7 protein-coding genes and 10 pseudogenes are annotated in these 19,516 nt (G+C 43.0%); 6 read left to right on the top strand and 11 right to left on the bottom strand.

Going from position 1 to position 19,516, the window contains the following annotated elements; all coding sequences use genetic code 11:
- Positions 1 to 4 precede the first annotated feature (4 nt).
- The 5 genes and pseudogenes from sbcD to ITG10_RS15575 all read right to left on the bottom strand — a co-directional run bounded on the left by sbcD (position 5) and on the right by ITG10_RS15575 (position 4,459).
- Positions 5 to 1,256 (bottom strand): annotated as a pseudogene (sbcD, locus tag ITG10_RS15595) (exonuclease subunit SbcD).
- 195 nt (positions 1,257 to 1,451) lie between these two features.
- Positions 1,452 to 1,865, bottom strand: a complete 414-nt coding sequence (locus ITG10_RS15590) for a VOC family protein (protein ID WP_017629818.1) — start codon at positions 1,863 to 1,865, stop codon at positions 1,452 to 1,454.
- 155 nt (positions 1,866 to 2,020) lie between these two features.
- Positions 2,021 to 2,593: a porin family protein gene (locus ITG10_RS15585; RefSeq protein WP_017629819.1), complete on the bottom strand. Its 573-nt coding sequence runs from the start codon at positions 2,591 to 2,593 to the stop codon at positions 2,021 to 2,023.
- A 485-nt stretch (positions 2,594 to 3,078) separates the two neighbouring features.
- Positions 3,079 to 3,732: pseudogene (locus ITG10_RS15580) on the bottom strand (glutathione S-transferase family protein).
- Between the two features lie 130 nt (positions 3,733 to 3,862).
- Positions 3,863 to 4,459: pseudogene (locus ITG10_RS15575) on the bottom strand (LysE/ArgO family amino acid transporter).
- A 515-nt stretch (positions 4,460 to 4,974) separates the two neighbouring features.
- Between ITG10_RS15575 and ITG10_RS15570 the strand changes: the two are divergent.
- A pseudogene (locus ITG10_RS15570) lies at positions 4,975 to 6,692 on the top strand (S8 family peptidase).
- 86 nt (positions 6,693 to 6,778) lie between these two features.
- Here ITG10_RS15570 and ITG10_RS15565 read toward each other — a convergent pair.
- Positions 6,779 to 7,237, bottom strand: a complete 459-nt coding sequence (locus ITG10_RS15565; RefSeq protein ID WP_248386489.1) for a GNAT family N-acetyltransferase — start codon at positions 7,235 to 7,237, stop codon at positions 6,779 to 6,781.
- Positions 7,238 to 7,463: 226 nt separating this feature from the next.
- Between ITG10_RS15565 and ITG10_RS15560 the strand changes: the two genes are divergently transcribed.
- From ITG10_RS15560 to ITG10_RS15545, 4 genes and pseudogenes are all read left to right on the top strand, one after another.
- Positions 7,464 to 8,258 (top strand): PAS domain-containing protein, encoded by a 795-nt coding sequence (locus tag ITG10_RS15560; protein ID WP_248386488.1) that lies wholly within the window; start codon positions 7,464 to 7,466, stop codon positions 8,256 to 8,258.
- On the top strand, positions 8,231 to 8,401 hold the full coding sequence (locus ITG10_RS15555) for a diguanylate cyclase (RefSeq protein ID WP_248386487.1): 171 nt from the start codon (positions 8,231 to 8,233) through the stop codon (positions 8,399 to 8,401). The genes ITG10_RS15560 and ITG10_RS15555 overlap by 28 nt, the downstream gene beginning before the upstream one ends.
- The gene (locus ITG10_RS15550) at positions 8,362 to 8,703 is read left to right on the top strand and encodes a diguanylate cyclase (RefSeq protein WP_348983571.1); all 342 of its coding nucleotides are present in this window, start codon (positions 8,362 to 8,364) and stop codon (positions 8,701 to 8,703) included. The genes ITG10_RS15555 and ITG10_RS15550 overlap by 40 nt, the downstream gene beginning before the upstream one ends.
- 207 nt (positions 8,704 to 8,910) lie before the next feature.
- Positions 8,911 to 9,648: pseudogene (locus ITG10_RS15545) on the top strand (class I SAM-dependent methyltransferase); the annotation flags it as partial.
- Positions 9,649 to 9,770: 122 nt separating this feature from the next.
- Here ITG10_RS15545 and ITG10_RS15540 read toward each other — a convergent pair.
- The 4 pseudogenes from ITG10_RS15540 to ITG10_RS15525 all read right to left on the bottom strand — a co-directional run bounded on the left by ITG10_RS15540 (position 9,771) and on the right by ITG10_RS15525 (position 16,833).
- Positions 9,771 to 11,799 (bottom strand): annotated as a pseudogene (locus ITG10_RS15540) (TonB-dependent receptor).
- Between the two features lie 186 nt (positions 11,800 to 11,985).
- A pseudogene (locus tag ITG10_RS15535) lies at positions 11,986 to 12,906 on the bottom strand (LysR family transcriptional regulator).
- Between the two features lie 255 nt (positions 12,907 to 13,161).
- Positions 13,162 to 15,349 (bottom strand): annotated as a pseudogene (locus ITG10_RS15530) (immunoglobulin-like domain-containing protein).
- A gap of 491 nt (positions 15,350 to 15,840) precedes the next feature.
- Positions 15,841 to 16,833, bottom strand: a pseudogene (locus tag ITG10_RS15525) (DHH family phosphoesterase).
- A gap of 240 nt (positions 16,834 to 17,073) precedes the next feature.
- Between ITG10_RS15525 and ITG10_RS15520 the strand changes: the two are divergent.
- Positions 17,074 to 17,313 carry a PAS factor family protein gene (locus tag ITG10_RS15520; RefSeq protein WP_004733935.1) on the top strand — a complete coding sequence of 80 codons (240 nt, stop codon included), beginning with the start codon at positions 17,074 to 17,076 and terminating at the stop codon, positions 17,311 to 17,313.
- Positions 17,314 to 17,454: 141 nt separating this feature from the next.
- On the opposite strand, the pseudogene ITG10_RS26335 reads toward ITG10_RS15520, so the two are convergent.
- Positions 17,455 to 19,180: pseudogene (locus ITG10_RS26335) on the bottom strand (methyl-accepting chemotaxis protein).
- Positions 19,181 to 19,516 lie beyond the last annotated feature (336 nt).

Genomic DNA, 19,516 nt, shown 5'->3' with positions numbered 1-19,516 from the left:
CTCGTTACTCTTCTACTTTGTTTGGTGCTTGAGCGCTTTCAGACACTTCAACCATGACTTGCTTAAACTTCACAGTCATTCGCTCTAAGCGCGCTTTTTCAGAGTCCGTTTCAAACTCTTCTAAGGCAATACGCTTAGTAAACACATCCATAGGGCTCAGCTCAGACAGCGTTTCTGCGGACTCTTGCTCTAAAGCTTGATTTCGACGTTCTCTCGCTCTGCGAAGTTGCAACACTTCTACGTTCAAACCTTCAGTCAAGGCACGCATGGGTTCTTGGAGATCTGAAAGGTAATCTTGCGCTTGAACTTCAATCGACAACCAAACACTCAGTTCCCCATCTGAGCCAATGTATTGGTTCAGTTGAGATTCAATTTCACTCAAGTCGCCTTTGATCTCAGCAAGCGGTTGGAATGTCGGGACAGCCAGTTGAGAAATGGTGCGCTCGCCTTCTACAAATTCGACCACACAGACCTGTTTCTGAGACTTAAGCTCATCAAAGCTGAGTGGAATTGGAGAGCCGGAATAACGAATGTATTCACGCTTCGCCACGACTTGTGGGCGGTGAATATGACCAAGTGCAATGTAATCAGCATCAGGGAAACCATCAGCAGCAAAACCATCGAGGTTACCAACATAAATATCCCGCACGGAATTTGACTGTTGAACCCCATTGCGGTTAGGTGACCGGTCGCGATGATTGGCATGTTTTCGCTGTTTTCAAACGTCGCACGCTTTGCGACAGCCGCATCGTAAACACTTTGATAATGCTGCTTAATGGCATCACCCAACTGTTTTTGGCGCTCAACACCAGACACACCAGCTTGACTGGTCAACACATCGCGAGGACGAATAAATGGAATGGCACACACCAAGGCTTCTACATCACCCGTTTTACCTTTGAGCTCGACAACCTGTGTCGCATGATCTTCGTTGGTATTTGGGATGACATCAGCACCCATGTACTTCAGTAATTGCTGTGTCTCTTTCAACACAGACACCGAGTCATGGTTTCCACCTAATAGCACCAATTGGCAGCCAATCTTATTCGAGTCGACAACAAACTTGTTATACATCTCACGCGCATAACTTGGCGGCGTACTGGTATCGAAAATATCGCCAGCAACAATAATCGCGTCGATGTTGTGCTCAGTAACTTGCTCAAGTAACCATTGTAAAACCGCTCGTGTTCATTCTTACGGCTTTTATTGTAGAAGTTTTGGCCAAGGTGCCAATCGGACGTGTGAAGAATCTTCATTGCTGCTCACTGGAAGTCGGTAATACTCATAATCTACCAAAATAGTTCAGATATTTCCCTTTTATAAGCTTGTGAAAACCAACTAATTTCAGGCTTTATAGGCTCTGTGTTCAACACTTCATTGAACGTTGTTTGTTATATAAAACCGCTCAAAGTTAGAGCGGTTTTGATGTGTAAATCTAGCTAAGTTAAAGCTTAATGGTTTGGGCGATTTAGTTGAAGTAAGTCCCACTTGTTGCCGTAGAGATCTTGGAACACAACCACAGTCCCGTACTCTTCTACTCGTGGTTCTTCATTGAATACAACGCCATTTGTTTTCATCAGCTCATAGTCACGCCAAAAATCATTGGTCTGTAGAAACAGAAAAACGCGACCACCGGTTTGGTTACCCACGGACTGCTTCTGCTCTTCATTACTTGCTTGAGCCAGTAATAAGTTCGTTCCGTTTGAATTCGGAGGAGATACCTGTACCCAACGTTTTCCGCCACCTAGATTGGTGTCTTCGATCAGAGTGAATTGAAGTTTCTTGGTATAGAACTCGATCGCATCATCATAGTTCTCTACGACTAACGCGATATTTCCGATTTGTTGTTGGATTAGTTCAGACATCTGTATTTCTCGACTTTGGCAAAAATAGGATTCTACACATTATGACTATATTTACGAACCTATTGAGTCATAATTTACGAATCTATTACCCGAAAAAAAAGCCCACGTTATCATTCGACAACATGGGCTATATCTATAATTCAAATGCTAAGCAATTAGAAGTTGTATGAAGCACCCAGTGTTACTGTGCTGAACGCAACATCACGACTTTGTAGTCTATTACCCGTTTGCTTATCGAAGAATTCAATGTTTACTGCATCGGCTTGAGAAATCAGACGAAGTGTCAGGTTTTCTACTGGCGTGTATTCAACACCAACACCGAAATGGAAGCCTGCACCAGAGTCATCATCAAAAGCACTAGCGCTGTTTGAGTTTAGATCGACATAGCTCAAGCCCGCCAACACAAACGGACGAATTGAGTTGTCGAAGGTGTAGCCTAGGTTTGCTGCCACAGAAAACGATGTTGGTGAGAATACCTTAGTGCCATATGACTCGTAATCAGCGTAATCTGTATAACCAAGCTCAATACCAACGATACGGTTAAATTGGTAACCACCGTAAAGGCTATATCCCATGCTTTCAGCGTCTAAACTGCCTGCGCCGTCAGTATCTGAATCTTGATATACACCAAGGCCAGCACCAATGTATGGACCACCTTCAATACCAGCAGCAAAAGTAGGAAGTGAAACCAAGCCAACTAGGCCCAATAGAAATGTTGATTTAAGCATGAAAATACCCTTTTTAGTTTGTCCTACAGTAACGTTAACCAATCGCTGGTAGTTATCCGACACTATTCCACCGGTTGCGTTACTGTTTAAAATAAATTAAATAAACAACTCCAAACGAATAATAAAACACTGTTCACTTATAGAGTGAATGAGAAATTATCACAACATTTTGTGTTCATCAAATGAACAAATGGTGATATCTAACAAAGTCTCATTTGTGAGAATTGATAATTTCATTGCAATGAAATGACTGAAATTAAAAATAGACAAGCCGTTATTTGACTTATAAAACCAGCTTAAATCATTAATTTTACTAGCTAATTACGATGTGAGAGAAGTAACTAAAATTAGTTGTTTGGATTGTTTTTCTTACTCATAAAATTAAAAAACTCACACTATATTTAAATAGAGGAGTTTTATTTTTTTGAGGTGATTTATTTAGTACGACCTGCTATTAAAATATATATCAAGTTGTATAAATATTATTAACGAGCTTCTGCTAGGCTTGCCAAGTAGTTGTTCGTTAAATAGAAGCCACTGAATTTCTCAATAAAATCCTCAGAACGGTTTTATCGGTCAATCCAGATTCAATCAAAGCCGCTTGCCACTTCTGTACTTTTGGGAAACCTTCCAACATATCAAAACCAGAACGCTCTTTGATCACCGATGCACGGTGTAATAACGGTAGCCAAGCAATGTCGACGTTAGAGATGTAATCGCCTTTAAAGAATACTGTTTCGCCTAGTTTCTTTTCTGCTTTTAGGAAGGCTTTTGAAGATTTGCCAAACGAGTTTCAAAGGTCTCTTTATCTTTACTACCCATAGTGCCGCATTGAGGCATGTAATGTTTACTCGCTTGATAAGACCAAGCACGGTCTAATGCTTTTGCTCGGCAGTCACCTCTTCAATTGGCGCATATTTATCATCTAGGTATTCAACAATAGCGTCAGACTCAAATAATACCGTGTCGTTTTCAGTCACTAACACAGGCACTTGACCGTTTGGCGAAATATCCAAGAACCACTGTGGTTTGTCGCTTAGTTCAATATATTCAATTTCAAACGGTACATTCTTCATTACAAGCGAACCCATAACACGTTGAACAAATGGGCAATTTTTAAAGCTAATCAATTTAATCATGGTGACTCGAATTAGGTCATTAATTTCTGTTTACCCCCTAAGACGAACACCAAAACCAAAAGACGAAAAATAATTCCATTTTTATGGAAATAGTGAAATACAGAAACTTTGAATCACCAAATCTGGTCGATTAAACGATCAAAGATATTGCAATAGATGCCATGATCACACCGACGATAAATTCTAATACCTTCCATGCTCTTGGGTTCTTAAACATTGGTGCCAAGAATCGAGCGCCATAACCTAGCGAAAAGAAGAACACAAACGAAGCCGTTACCGCCCCTGCGCCAAATAACATTTGATTAGGTTGATATTGAGTCGAAATAGAACCAAGCAGGACTACCGTATCCAAATAGACGTGCGGGTTTAGCCAAGTGAACGCCAAACACATGGCTATCGCTTTGGTTAATGAATCTTTAGTTTCTGCACTTGCTTCCAGAGCGTGGTTTTCAGTGAATGCAGAGCGGAAGCTTAAGAAACGAGTAGACGCCTAAAAGATAGCTCCGCCATAACGAGCAAATTGCTCTATTTGTGGAAACTGTTTAACAATCGCACCAAAGCCCGTTACCCCAAAACTGATCAGCAGCGCATCAGAAATCGCACACACCGCACAAATGGCCAGAACATGTTGGTTCTTGAGACCTTGTTTTAAAACAAACGCGTTTTGAGAACCAATCGCAAGAATCAGCGAAAGACCAAGAGAAAAACCAGCAAAATAAGTCGACATGAGAAAGGTCTTTAAAAGTAGTTACGAGTGTATGGGCGATAATAGTAGCCAAATTATCATATTGTTAACAAGTGGCCTGTCACCATCAGCGCCTCTTATCACATGTATTTGACGATTGGAGAAGCGGAAATAGCAGTACTTAAATGCACACATCCGCTTTTTCTAAGACTGACTCTCACTTTAGTTTTCACGTGCATTTCAAATAATTAACAAACTAATCAATTGATTTTAAACACCTTTATTCTTGTGTCTTTATTTTATAAATATTGTTTTTATTAATAGAATTCAGCTCAAACTTTAAGACTTTAAAATCGATCACAGTGAGATCTTCCTACCATTTCATTGACCGAACGAATGATACAAGTCTGATTGCATATTACCTTTTGACTGCTTTTTTGAGCGGGCTTTTTCCCACTCGTATAACGAACTTAGCAAGTGCTTCTTAAACAACTTTCCTAAGTATCCGTTTTAGGCAAACAACTATTCAGTCTCACAATGATAAGGATGCAACACAGATGAATCACGGACACAGACTTACCACTCTCGCTTTGGCCATTATGGCTTCGGCTCACGTATCTGCCTCGGCTCTTAATGAAAATAGTCCAGAGCTGCAACCTACCAACTCGCCCTTCATTCAGGATGTAAAAGGGACGATAGTTGAGGATTACTCACGAGAAACCATCCAACCCGCATTTTTCTCTATGAGGATGATGAGTAACGCTGACGAACAACGTGGCGATTGGTTTAACCTCTCGGCAAGTTACACCAGACTCAAGGCGTGGGTTTCTGATGTGGTATACGACTACTTAATGCCCCCTCTTCAACCACAACCTGTCATCGTGGCCGTTCTTGATTCGGGCGTTGATGTGGAACACGAAGATCTTAAAAACAAACTATGGACCAACGAAGACGAGATCCCCGACAACGGAATCGATGACGACGGCAATGGCTACATCGATGATGTCCACGGTTGGAACTTTCTTGGTAACTCACTCGGCATTAACGTGGATCAAGATACATTAGAAGTCACCAGAGAATACAAAAATACCTTAAGCTAAAAGAGAAGGGTCATTGGATTCCGCGTAAGAAGCGAGCTTACTTTAAAGCGGTAGAAGCGGATTACTTGTCTTCTTTGAAAGATGACCAAGATGCATTGAATCGCGTAACGACAGCAACTGAGCAAGCCAATGCGTTCAAAGAACAAATTCTTCAATACGTCGATCAGAAAGACTTTTCTACCAACGGTTTAAAAACACTATTAGATAGCGAGAACGCTAGCGTCGTAACCGCTGCTGAAGGACTTTTGAGTGTGTTTGATTCATGGTACTCATTTGAATATCTAGAATCACGTCGCAGTCGCTATCAAGACTCTTTAGATTTCCACCTTAATCTAGATCTTGATACACGTGGTGATATTGTTTGGGACGACATTTCTAACCCTTGGGAAAAAGGATACGGAAACAACGATGTAAAAGGTCCTGTAGGTTCACACGGTACTCACGTGGCCGGAATTATTGCAGCAGAACGTAATAACTTTATCGGTATTGATGGTGTCGCGGATCATGCTCAAATCATGGCAGTACGTATGGTTCCAAACGGCGATGAGCGAGACAAAGACATTGCCAACGCCGTGCGTTACGCAGTCGATAACGGCGCGAAAATCATCAATATGAGTTTCGGTAAAAGTTATTCACCACGTAAGTACATTGTCGACCATGCTTTCCGTTATGCGGCTCGTAAAGGCGTGCTAATTGTTCACTCTGCGGGTAACAGCCGTAACGACAACGACATCAAACCAAGCTTTCCAAACCGCTACGCTAAGCATTACCGCTCGAAGCCTATCTCAACATGGTTAGATGTGGGTGCATCTGCGAAATACGCAGACGAAACCTTAGTCGCAAGCTTCAGTAACTTTGGTCAGAAATCAGTTGATGTGTTTGCTCCGGGCTACCGCATTTTGTCAACCACACCGGGTAACACCTATGGTTCGAAAAGTGGTACGAGCATGGCTGCACCTGTCGTGTCTGGCGTCGCGGCATTAGTTTGGTCTCGCTACCCTGACCTATCCGTCAAAGAGCTCAAGGCAATGTTGATGGGCGAATCGAAAGTCTACCCTGAGCTGCTGGTTAAAAAGCCTTCTAGCCCTGACGATTTGGTTCCGTTCAGCACACTTTCAATCTCAGGAAGCGTTGTCGATGCCGAAGCCATTTTCGCGGAGCTAGAAACTCGCTAACGCTTTAATCATCTGTTATTGATTCAGAGTTAAAAGGTTGCTATCGGCAACCTTTTTGTTTTTGGACATTAGCTTCTGAGCTTGCACTAGCGCAGTTCGATAGTCATAAATTGACTGTGAGGATCGAGCTCGTAATCTGCAAAAGGTTCGCAATAACCAAAGCCAAATTTCTCATACAAGTTACGCGCAGGTTTAAAGTAATCTTCAGAGCCAGTTTCTAAGCTGATTTGTCGATATTGGCGAGCGCTTGCTGTATCCAAAACATGTTGCAGAAGTTGGCTAGCAACACCAGATTTACGTGCAAATTGAGAAGTTCTCATCGACTTAAGTTCAGCATGTTGAGTATCCAGCTCTTTAATCGCGACACAGCCCAGTAACTGGCTGTCTTGCCATGCGCTGAAAAATGTTATCTCTGGTGACTTTAGCCCATCAAGGTCAAGTGCATGAACGCTTTCTGGTGGCGATGTCGCGTACATATCAGCTAAATGTTCTTCAAGTAGCCCAATCACCTCTCCGCCAGACAAGTCATCAATTTTTATTTCCATAAGCCTTTAATTATCCTTAATAAATTTTTAATCCATTTTCGATACAGTAAAATTACGGTACCCTCGAAAGATTACGAATATTATACTTTACTTACATAGTCTCGCGACATTTGTCGTGCTGCGTGTTTAAAGACCTTGCCGATATACAGCAATCAAAATCTATTCACGACACCACCATTCATAAAAAGCACCTGTTTCCGGTGAGAGGATAAGTAGTCAGGTCAATATGAGTATCCAATTAGATTTAACCACAGCCACACGTTGCCAGAATTTCGATTCTGCACAGGGCTACATTACGCTACAAGATCACCGTGTCATCGATGTCGACCAAAACATCGCTAAGATCTTCGGTTACGATACCCGCGAAGCTCTTCTCAACAACGTTGATTTTGTCTACTCGCTAATACCCAAGCATTATCGCGGCTCTGTCCGTGAACGTTACCTTTCTGCGATTAAAGGCAAACTGCAAAACGGTAAGATCTATACAGATGTCCCCGTGAAAGGAAATTTCCTCTCATTGTTCAGCCTCGCTCAATGCATTATGGTCAATAATCGCCCTGCACTTCGCGTCATGCTCATTGATATCACGTCTGTCATCGCCGCAGAGCGACGCCATAAAGAAAAGGATCAGATGTATCGAGCTCTGCTCAATAGCTCTAAACAAGGCGTGCTCGTACATCGAAACTTCAAACCGCTTATGGTCAATCAAGCATGGGTTGAAATGCTAGGCGCCAAATCAATAGAAGAAGTGCTTGCCATGGATTCCATCATTTCAATTATCCCGCCGGACAATCGTACCAACGCCATGAGACGCTGCCAGAGTATTCTTGCCGGTGATACGCCAAGCTTCAGTTCGGTGGTTGAAAACCAATGTTTTGATGGCAGTAAAAAACACTTCAATATCTACGACAACATCATCAACTGGGAAGGCGAGAAAGCCATTCAAGTGGTAGTAGAAGATGTTTCCGATAAGGTGATATTAGAACAAGAACCATGCACCGCGCACTTCACGACGACTTAACGCAGGTGTTCAACCGCAGTGCCATTTACGATTGGTTAAAGAAGCCGTTAAAAGAACAAACTGAGATGTCTTGCCTACTGCTTGATATTGATGACTTCAAAAGATTAACGACCAATTTGGGCACAGTGTTGGCGACGATGTAATTCGCACCCTCGCGAATACCATTAAGAAGCACGTCAAAGCCTTGAACGGCGTGGTTGGACGCTGGGGTGGCGAAGAATTTATCGTCTTCTTTCCAAAAAACAAACGACTCACGCGACCGCCCTCGATACTGCAGATTCTCAAGCACGAGTGGTGGGGAGCGTATTTGCGAAGAGTTTCGAACTCATCAATTCTTGGGGTTCAACCGCACCAAGTTTCAATCAAGCGTCAGTATTGGCATTACCGACAGCTGCATCCTTCGTACCAGCAATTCCCTCAATACATTGATTCGAGTTACAGATGACGCGCTCTATCGTGCTAAATCAAACGGAAAAATAGAGTCTCGGTAAACCACGAAGGCGCATGTGTAGAATGTTGCTCATGAAACAATTGCTAAGCATTAAGAAAAGGTCATTTAAACCAGTAAACTGAACCAAGATTTTCTTGTTATTTTTAAGTTCTAGTTTACTATGCGCCACCCCAATTTTTTCAGCAAATGCTGCAGGCAAACATGTCCGCCAACGCGCTCTATACCGACCTATCTGGTTACTATGATTTAATGTGTGTTGATATTGACTACCAAGCGCAAAGTAACTGCGGTTTCGTAGGCTACATCAGATTTTTGGAAATGAAGGAAAACTCACCTAGACCTTGGTTGTGGTACGGGTCCTCACGTTCGTTACTTTATTGATTACGGCTATCAAAGCAATGGACTTGACCTAAACCAGCCCATGTTAGACATCGCTCAAATACGCTGCCCTGAAGCTAACTTTTCAGTGCAGAACATGAGTAATTTTGAAGTGTCTGAGCCGTTCGACCTTATAACTTGTTTCTTGTATTCCATCCACTACAACGATGGTATTGAGAAGTTAAAAGAGTGCATTGCCAGCGTTCATAAAGCGCTAAAACAAGGCGGTGTGTTCTGCTTCAATGTGGTCGACAAAGACAAGATCTGTAATGATCTTTTGTTCGACACACAACTAACCAAGAGCAGGATGATTTTACTTTCCGTTCGGGTTGGTATTATTCAGGCGAAGGTGACAAACAGGCGTTGAAACTCAGTATAGAGAAGACAACCGCTGGCGAAAGTCAAATATGGAATGATGAACACCCAATGGTGGCCTTCTCGTTCCAAGAGTTGATTGAAATACTCAAAGCCTACTTTGAAGTTCATGTCTTTGAACACGATTACGATAAGTTGTTGCCGTGGGATACCCAATCGGGCAATGCTCTTATTACTTGTGTAAAAGCTAATACTGTTCGACACCTAAGCTCACCAAGTTACGAGCTCCCAAATCAAAGAACCCACACGACGTTAAGTCCTGTGGGTTGTTTGTTTTAAATTTATCTATCGAATCAAACGCAGGTTGATTAGAAGTCTGCAGTCATACCTACGTAGTAAGTACGTGGCTCTTCAACATAACCAATGTACTCTAACTCTTCCGATACTGACTCATCTGTTAGATTTGAGATACCTGCGCGTAGTCGCACTGAATCATTCACATTGTAAACCGTACCGATGTTCAATGTTGTGTAAGCGTCTTGCGTTAGGTCGCCGTCAATCTGACGCTCACCACGGTAACGCGCACTGACGAAGGTACTTAGATCGTAAGTTGGGTTCCAGTTAAGCTTCACAAAGCCTGAATGCTTGTAACGCTCAAGTAGCTCTTCACCTGTCGACTTATCTTCTGTATCTAGGTAAGTGTAGTTACCAGAAACTGCCCACTCGTCAGAGATTTGGTACATACCGCCAAGCTCAACACCTTGAATGATAGCTTCAGACACGTTTTGGTACGTCTTCGCGCCTAAATCTCCCGTTGGTGTACCGTCAGGGTTTTCACATTGAAGAGCACTTTCGTTCCAATCACCACCTTGCGGGCAGTAACCCTGCGTTCTTTCGATTAGGTCATTAATCTCATTACGGAACAATGCTGCTTCTACATTCCAACGTGGTTGTGTGTATACCGTCGCAAGTTCGTAGTTAATACTTGTCTCTGGATTTAGGTCTTCATTACCCACCAACGCACAACCACCCTTACAGCTTGATACTGTGTAGTCAGATTGGTTTTGAGTCAATGTTGGCGCCTTGAATGCCTTGCCTACACCACCTTTGATGATTAGGTCATTCGTTGTTTGGTGAACCAAATACACACGTGGGCTGAACTCTTCGCCGTACAATTCGTGCTTATCCAAACGACCACCGATCGTTGCGGTTAGGCTGTCTGTCATGACCCATTGGTCTTGTACAAACAATGCACCTTGATATGCTTCAGAAGTTCCGCTTGATAGGTTTTCTTTGTTAGTTAATTCACTTAACTGGTAGTCCATACCAAATGTCAGCGTGTGGCTGTCACCAAGGTAAGTAGTAGCAGATGCTTCAACAATTTGAGTTAGCTCTTCGATATCGCTGCTGAAGTTGTTGCCTAGATCGGCGGCATCGTTATCTGTTACGTTTCGCGTGAATAACGAACTTGAGTATCACCCCAGCTCCAGAAACCACTGTGTGTAATTGCTTGGCTGTGACGCACTACACGAGTGTCTGACTCAATAACCGATTTTGCACTTTTTGCCGCTGATTCACGTTCGTCGTCGCTGTAACCAAAATCAAAATCGATGGTTTGATTATCCGTCGCGTGCCATGAAAGGCTTGCTAATAGGCTAAGAGTGTCGCGGCCTTCTAATGCAGTAATATCTTCACGATCATAACCAGAACTGTGTGTACCTGAGTATGGCTGCCATGCATTACGACTGGTTTGGTTTACAGAAACACGTGCGTACAACTCATCTTCAATTAGAGCACCTGATGTGGTTAAGCCAACCGAGTATTCTTGGCCGCCGTTACCATCCATAGGTGAAGAGTTGTCCATGCTTAGTGTAGAGCTCCAATCGTTTTCAGGAGCCTTCGTGATGATGTTAATTGTGCCACCCATACCATCCGAACCGTAAAGTGCAGACATTGGGCCACGGATGATTTCAACACGTTCGATCGAATCAGCAGGGATAGTAGAAAGGTCGAAGTCGTTGCCACGGATGATGGCACTTGCCGAACTTAGACGACGGCCGTTTACCATGATGAGCGTGTAATCAGAATCCATACCACGAATAGAGATCATTTGACGGCCAGCACGTGTGCTATCGAAGTCAGACTCAACACTCGTTGATTCAGCAACGATGTCTGCCAAGGTAATACCTGGGCTGTCTTCGATATCTTGAGCAGTGATAACCGACATTGAAGCTGGTGCTTGTTTTAACGCCATCTCTGTACGAGTTGCCGTAACCACCATTTGCTCATCTATATCCTTCACTTCCTCTTGCGCTAATAGGTTTGGCGAAAGTGAAGTACAAATAACAGCGACTGCGATCGATAAAGGCTTACGAGTAAAAGGGATCTCTCAGACATGATATTCATTCTTATATGTAATTGGTAATGATAATGATAATGGTTTGCATTAAACAACCTACTACCACTCTTATCAATGAAAGTTTCATGTCAAAATCGATTCTCGCTATTCACCTTTCAAATAAGTTAAAAGATCCATATTCACTCCTATAGATACTCAAAGATTACATTCATCACTCGAATGATTCAAGCGTATAGGTCTTTGAATAGCTCTCGCACCCAACGGCACATAGGGTCATTGTGGAAACGTTTATGCCAGTAAAGGTACACATCTTCTGACGGGCTTCTGATCGCTTTCGGCACACGTTTACAAATTAAGTCACGTTGCTTGGCCGCTTGCGTAGCAAACGGTGTAGGAAGGTGGAAGATGATGTCAGTCGTCTCTGCAATATCTGCAGCGATGTTGAAGTTAGACAACTGAATTGGAATCGATAACTGGCGCTGTTTATCAATCAAACCTAGATCTTTAAATCGGTTCTCAATAGAGAGCTTCTTGTCCCCTTGCAATGAGATCTGACCTAATTGACTGTTAAGCAAGTCATCGACTGTGATCTCTTTATCTGCCAACGGATGGTCTTTGCTCATCAATAAACGATAATCACGGCTGATCACGAACATTCGGTACAAGTTCTGCTCTGAGCTTAATGGCTCATGTGTCGACAGTACGAAGTGCGCATCACCAGACAGTAAAGGCTCGAAATGACGCTTCGGAATGGAATCGATATCGACTACCATGTTCGGTGCTTGCTTGCGAATCTCAGAAACGACCTTAGGTAACAAGTGAGAAACCTGTGGAACCAAGCCGAAAAACGAACGGTGCTGTCACTCGTTTGTGGTTCAAAAACATCGCCGTGAACTAGCTTCTCTAAACGTGTCAGTACAGAATTAAGATCTTGTTTAATGGCTTCTGCTTTTGGTGTTAGCTCATAACCGTAAGCCGCTCTCACTAACAAGTCATCGTTAAACACCGTGCGTAGCTTTTGCAACGAACCGACTCACGGTTGGCTGACTCATATCAAGGGCTAGTGCGGTGTTGGATACGTGTTTTTCTTCAAGAAGGTGTTTGAGGATGACTAAGAGGTTAAGATCGACTTGCGCAAGATTCATTATTTAAATATTTACAAAATTGAAAATTCAGTGAGCGCATAGTGCAGTTTTCAGACAAGTAATACAATTGATAATCACTCTTATTTTGATCTAAAGCAAAGTCTCTTGTCGCCCTAGCCGCTATATGTGCCGTCAGTAAAAGTGGTGACATCAATAACACCGAACTCATGAGTGGATTACCCAAATAAAAAGAGAGGCATGATGGCCTCTCTTTGATCTTTTACTTTATGGTGCTTAGTCTACAGAGCTAGTTGATTAAAGCTTTGTCCAAGCATCTTGCCAATATTGGCTATCTCCCGGAGCGTAAGATGCGCTTGCACACCAAGCCGTGTATGGCCAAGGCTTACATTCGTATAAACCATTGTCGCTGCCGACTACAATATCGCCCGCTTCGTAATTCGTTCCGGCTTCATACGGAGGGTAATCACCTGGAGGTGGCGTTGTGCCGCCCTCTTCTTTGATAGCGAATGAATTATCGATCATTACCATTTCGCCGTCTGTTGCTTTACCTACGACTTCAAGCTTGTATTGGCCTTCGGCTACATCGTACAGATCCGTTGTGATTGCACGGCTGTCAGTTAGGTTAACTTTTGTCTGCTCAACGACAGTACCTGCGCTGTCAATTACCATCGCTGTCACATCTAGCGCTTCGTTTGATGTCAGTGTGAACTCTAAACGTACATTGCCGTTATTCAGTACATATTCTGACTTAAGGCCAGATACGTTCAGTTCTGGGTCGTCACCTGGATCAGGGTTGCCACCACATGAGCTGTCTGAAACCTTTCTCCAAACGCCCCACTCACCTGTCGTTCTGGCTCTTCACCGCGAGTATACCAACCCGCTCCCACGTTGCGCCATCGTGTGATACTTGGTCACCTTCAACATAAACGGTGCCGGCATCCCATGCTGCTGCACAGTTAGAACCATCAGTCACAGACACTTTACGCTCTGCAGTGACGGTTTGATGAGCACTGTCTGTCACACTATATACAAGCGTGTAGTTGCCCATTTCATTCACATCGACACTGCCTGTGTGTGTAATCGAACTCGTTAGATCACCATCTTCAGCATCGTTTGCAGTCACACCAGCCATCGGATCAAATGCAGTACCAAGTATTACTGTTGTATCTGATACGCCATCGAAAACGGGTTTTTGGCTATAAACTTCTACTGTTCTTGCTTTGGTTGTTTCATTGTTGTCGCTGTCTTTCACACGGTAAGTCAGAACATAAGTACCGATAACACTGGTTTCAACGTAACCTTCAACATCAATAGATGATGTTAAGTCGCCATCTTCTTTATCTGTTGCGGTTACGCCTTCCATTGGGTCGAAAGCCGTTCCGTGTAAAACGCGCGAGTTCTCAACACCTTTCAGTACAGGTTCACCTTCAACTGGCGGCGGTGTCACTTGACCATGAACAAACGGGCCGTAGTCTTTAATAAATTGTTCGTTGTATTGCTGGCCGTTCTTATTAGTACCCATGTCCCAGTTAATAGACCAAGTCATTACACCGCGCAGAGGCTGACCTTGCGCCGTAAGGCTATCGAACGCGTCATACAAATCTTGTGGCTCTTGAACAAAACCGGTTGCTGCTGCATCGATACTTGAAGGGATACCAAACACAAGTTTGTCGTGTGGGATCTTGTGGAAGCCACGCGTACCGTTGATTAGAGAATCAGAAATGTAGTAGATGAACTCTTCTTTTAGCGCATCATTGTTTTGAGCGATCCAACCAACACCTTCAACCCAGATGCCATCGCCACCTTGGTTGTAAAATTGTGGGTTAATCCAGTCATAGTAACCTTCTAGATTGTCGATGTAAGGTACGTATTTTCCGCCAGTCGTTAGATACGGGAATTCAGGCGCCATAGTAATAAGGAAGTTTTTGCCTTCAGCGCGATAGTGTTCTTTCACTAGCTTTAGTGCATCTGGAATTACAGTTTGGTTGTTTGCTGCGGTTACTGCCGCTTGCTCTAGGTCGATATCAAGACCGTCAAAGCCGTAGCGTTCAGTAAGTCGAATGATCTCATCAGCAAAGGCTCTTTCGTCACCGGTTTCAAGCTCTACGTGTGCATCTGCACCACCCAGCGCTATCAGTACAGAGCGACCTTGCTTGTTGAGTTCAGAGATTTGGTCAATAAACTGTTCTTCTGAAAGCCCAATGGTTGGGTCCAGTTTAAAAGTTGGGATTCGACCATCAGCCACGTCGTAAACCTTCATGAATGACACATTCACAATGTTGTACATCGGGTTCACTTCGTCCAGTGTCACACATGGCGCATTACCGCCTTGGTAACCACCACCCTCACACCAGTTGTGCCAATACCCCACCACGACACCAGAATCTGGATTTGTCATGTCTGAACCATTCGCATAAACAGCACCAGACATTGCCGCCATGCCGACCGATACTGCTAATTGTAGAGCTTTACGTTTCAACATTAGTCCCACTTCCTTACTCAACAGCTGTGCCAATCACAACCGAACCAATTCATTTTAGCCATGAATATTTATAGATAAGTAATGGAATTTATAGGAAAAGATGACCTTTGATTTAACTTGTGATTTTAAGTCACAGATTGAATATTAGAATCAATATGACTTTGACTTTTCATTCAAATTAGAATGCTAAAAATAGATATTTATCGCTCAAACTATTTATCAGAAAAATAAATTAAGCCACTTAATTCACCGAGGTAATTAAGTAACTTCTAAAATAATCCAATCGGTAAAAAATGTTGAGTTGAAAAATGAAAACCAACCTTCGCAGACCCCGCTAGCACTGGCGACAGGAAGTTTTACATTGCGAGTGACATCACTAAAATCAATGAGCACCAATAGCTTGAAATATGCTAGAGGTTTAGGTCAGGAATTGAAGTTCAAAGTAATAAAGCATACTTTTGGGCGGTTTAAATCTTAAACTTTCAGGTCATTCATTCGCCAACAGATGAATAATAAGTCTCAATTTTGGAAATAAAATTCATCTTATTATTTTCATTAAGCTGATTAATACCAGCTGCGGCTTTTCTCCCACCACCCGTATCAAAACTAGAGCAAATTTCATCAGCACCCATTCTATTAGATAACGGCGCTCGCAAACTCACAGTATAAGATTCGCCATCTTGGTTTTGGGTTAATACGGCTTGCGCTCGATCTGGATCTTGATTAACGATTTCATTCCCAAAGACTCCACTAATACGCCTTGCCCAAGTTTCCCCTGGCAACTCAAACACTCGCGCGACGTCACTCTCGTAGATTGGGGTTAGGTTTGATAATTGTTGGTTGTCAGTTTGATAAGCGGCACGAAGTTGAAAAATACGGAGTCTTTATCATCCAAGAGATCAAACGGGTTCGAATATTGATAAAGAGCTTGGTAAAGCTCAGTTGGCGTGAAGTGTAAATCACTCAACGACGAGCCATAGCCGTTATAATTAATGAGCGTACCCAGTTCTTCTAAAAAGTCAGTTTGGGATTGGTCAAAGTCACTAGCTGTTGCTAGTAGTGTCGCTACCGCTTTTAAGTTATCACCAAATGCCGCCGCAATTGCCCATGCAACATACTCACCCTTTAGCTTTTGGTTGATTAATAAACTGGTGCAACATTCCGGAGCTGTGTTAATCAGCGTATCAAGGTACTTAGATTGAGGAATATCTCCCGTGCGGTGATGATCGCAATAAAACACCTTTATATCGTTATCGAGCAACGACTGTAATGCAGGTGTTCTTCTCCATCGACACATCCAACACAGTGACAGAGTCTACGCTCGCGTGATCGTCCTGCTCTGCGATTTGGGACACGGCTTGAGAAACCAACTTAATATCACGCTTTACGCCAGTAATGAGCACGCTCTCTTTTGGCTCACTTAATCGCAGCTGTAACAACGCGATTATGCCATCTGCGTCTCCGTTGAATACGTCGTAGTGCATGTTGTTCCTCTTCCTATAGCTTTAACCGTTTGCCAGAAACGCGCCAATACGTTCGTCTATTCGATAGTTTGTCATTATTTTAGTTATATTTCACAGATACTTAAGTCTATTTTGGAATGCCTTATTCTCATTAGATTCAAAAGATAAAAACATTAATAATATTGTATGACATATATCACAGTAAAAGAACATGAAAAAGATTATAAAATAAGCGCATCCCACTTAATGATAAAGAGACCAATGAACACTACCACCACTCTTGTTTATGACACTTTGAAAAGCCTTGCTGCTCATGCTCCTGAGCAACATGCCGAGATTCGCCAGCGTTTATATGAGCAGTTGAGCCTGCCATTTAACAAGCAGCTCTCGTTATACGCTAATGTGCTTGGTCCTATCAGCTCAGGTAAGTTAGCGGGATGCGATAATATTGATAAAGCGGTTGAACTGGCACTGGATGTGCTGGAAGGCCGAAATAAGTAATTATCCTTATTAAGGTGTAATATCACGGCCCAGATCTTCCCCCAGATCGGGCCGTTTTTATTGTCGTCATTTAACTAGTTGAATCTCAGCCACAAAAAGGCGCAGATGATCCACGCCTTTGGTTTAGTTTGCTCTGAATGTTTACGAAGTCTTAAACTGTGCGACCGCTTGGTCCATGTCGTTGGCTTGTTCTGCGACCTTATCCACTTCAACCAAACAGTGCTGCGCCGAAGCATTGTTGTCGTTTGAAATGGTATTCAGCTCGGTGATTGAGTCGCTCACTTGCGCCATTACTGCACCCTGCTCTTCAATCGCAGAGGCAATTCGCTCTGAGTTACCTTGGATGTTCTCCATATCGCTCAAGATAAGTTGCAAGCTCGCATCGAGCTCTTCAGAATCTTTCAGAGTCAGTTGGCCTTGTTGGTTACATTCTCAATCTCGGTCATCGAAGCGTTCATTTGGCTTTGAATTGCCGTCACAACGCTGGTGATTTCAGTGGTTGATTGGTGCGTTCTGCTAGCCAGTGCTCTTACTTCATCGGCAACAACGGCAAAACCACGACCTTGTTCACCCGCACGCGCTGCTTCAATGGCTGCGTTCAATGCCAATAAGTTGGTTTGTTCTGCAATGCCTTGAATGATGTTGACTGCATCGCCAATTTGATCAACATGATGGTTTAACGAGCTGATCGAATCTTGGCTGCTTGAAAGGCGTTCAGACAACTGAGTAATATTGCTGATGGTGTCGACAACCACTTCGCGGCCTTTGTCGGCATTAACTTTCGCTTGATGTACACCTTCAGCCGCAACCGATGTGCTTTCTGAAATCTCACCAATCGTGAGTACCATTTCTTGCACTGAGGTTGTCATGGTAGAGGTATGGTTAGCTTGCACTTCAAACTGTTTGATTACTGATTCTAACTCGTCATGCATGTTCGATGTGCTTTGTGTCAGTTGCAGTGATTTAGACTGAGATGCTGCGATAAGCCCTTCCAGTTGGTCAAGCAATTGGTTGAATTATTGACCTAGCGTGCTGAGTTCGTCTTTACCATCGAGGTGTGAGCGAATAGACACATCGTTTGAATCAACGATATTGCGGATCACCGAGAGTAACGACTCTATCTTGCCGATAATAGAACGGACAATTAACCAGCTGAACAGAATGATCGAGACAAGTAACGTGACGCAAAGGATGTTGTTAATCAGCGACAGTTTGTCCATCTCTTGCTGCGTTTGTTGGTCTAGCACCGCAGAGAACTCTTTAAACTGAGTCTCGATAACGTGTGAACCAGAGCGCGCTTCACCTAACAATCCTTCGTTATGCTGTAAACCTATCACTCTTTTCTGTTCAACCACTTGGCGAGCAGCGTCTATCAAAGCTGCCGAAAACTACTCATGTTAGAAGTGATAGAAAGTACGCTCGGATCGAAGTTACCTTTTTCAATTAAGTCATTGAACAAGTAAAGCTCGATTTTTTGTTCAGCGCTGGCCGTCGCACTGATGTTATCGAGCAAAACATGAAACTCGCCTAGCAAGCCTTTGTCACGCGCTAGCCCATAGACTTCGCTCGCTTTAACTAAGTTAACAAAACTAGTGTGGTAAGTTTCGATGTCTTCACGTAGATGTGTGCTGTTGGCTAAACCTAGCTCACTGAGCACAGCATCTAGCTCAGATTCAGACGCTAAGAATTTGTTGTAGTTTACGTCGAACTTGTCGAGGTATTTCATATCGCTACGCAGTAAGAAATCTTTCTCGTTACGGCGAAGGTTGAGCAATCGCACTTCGAGATCTTTGGTGATTTGTTTGGCTTCACTCATTTGAGCTGTGGTGTCTGCAAATTGCGATGTGGTAAACAGCAATGAAATCATGCCGAAGATGGAGAACATCCCCAGCGAATAGAGCTTTTTCTTTATGTTCATATACGTGGCTCGTCTTTACTAAATTAACTATGAGTATCTAAATGAATCGCATCGAAGAATGGATACCCAACTCGTGCGAATTGATTATTGTTATGGCTTTTACCGATAATGAGCGTCTAAAACTGTGGCTTCTGAGTCCACTAGCTATAACGTTCTCAATTGCATTTAAACAACGAATGAGACTACTCACTAAAGTTAAATTTATCAATAACACAAATAAGTTACATATACATTAGTTGAATGATAAAAGTGAGAGACAGCTATTTGACGGGGTGTGAAGGCCTG

This window comes from Vibrio sp. ED004 (genome assembly GCF_023206395.1).
GTDB lineage: Bacteria > Pseudomonadota > Gammaproteobacteria > Enterobacterales > Vibrionaceae > Vibrio.
Note: the sequence above shows the minus strand (reverse complement) of the source record. Positions and strands in the feature narration are given on the sequence as shown.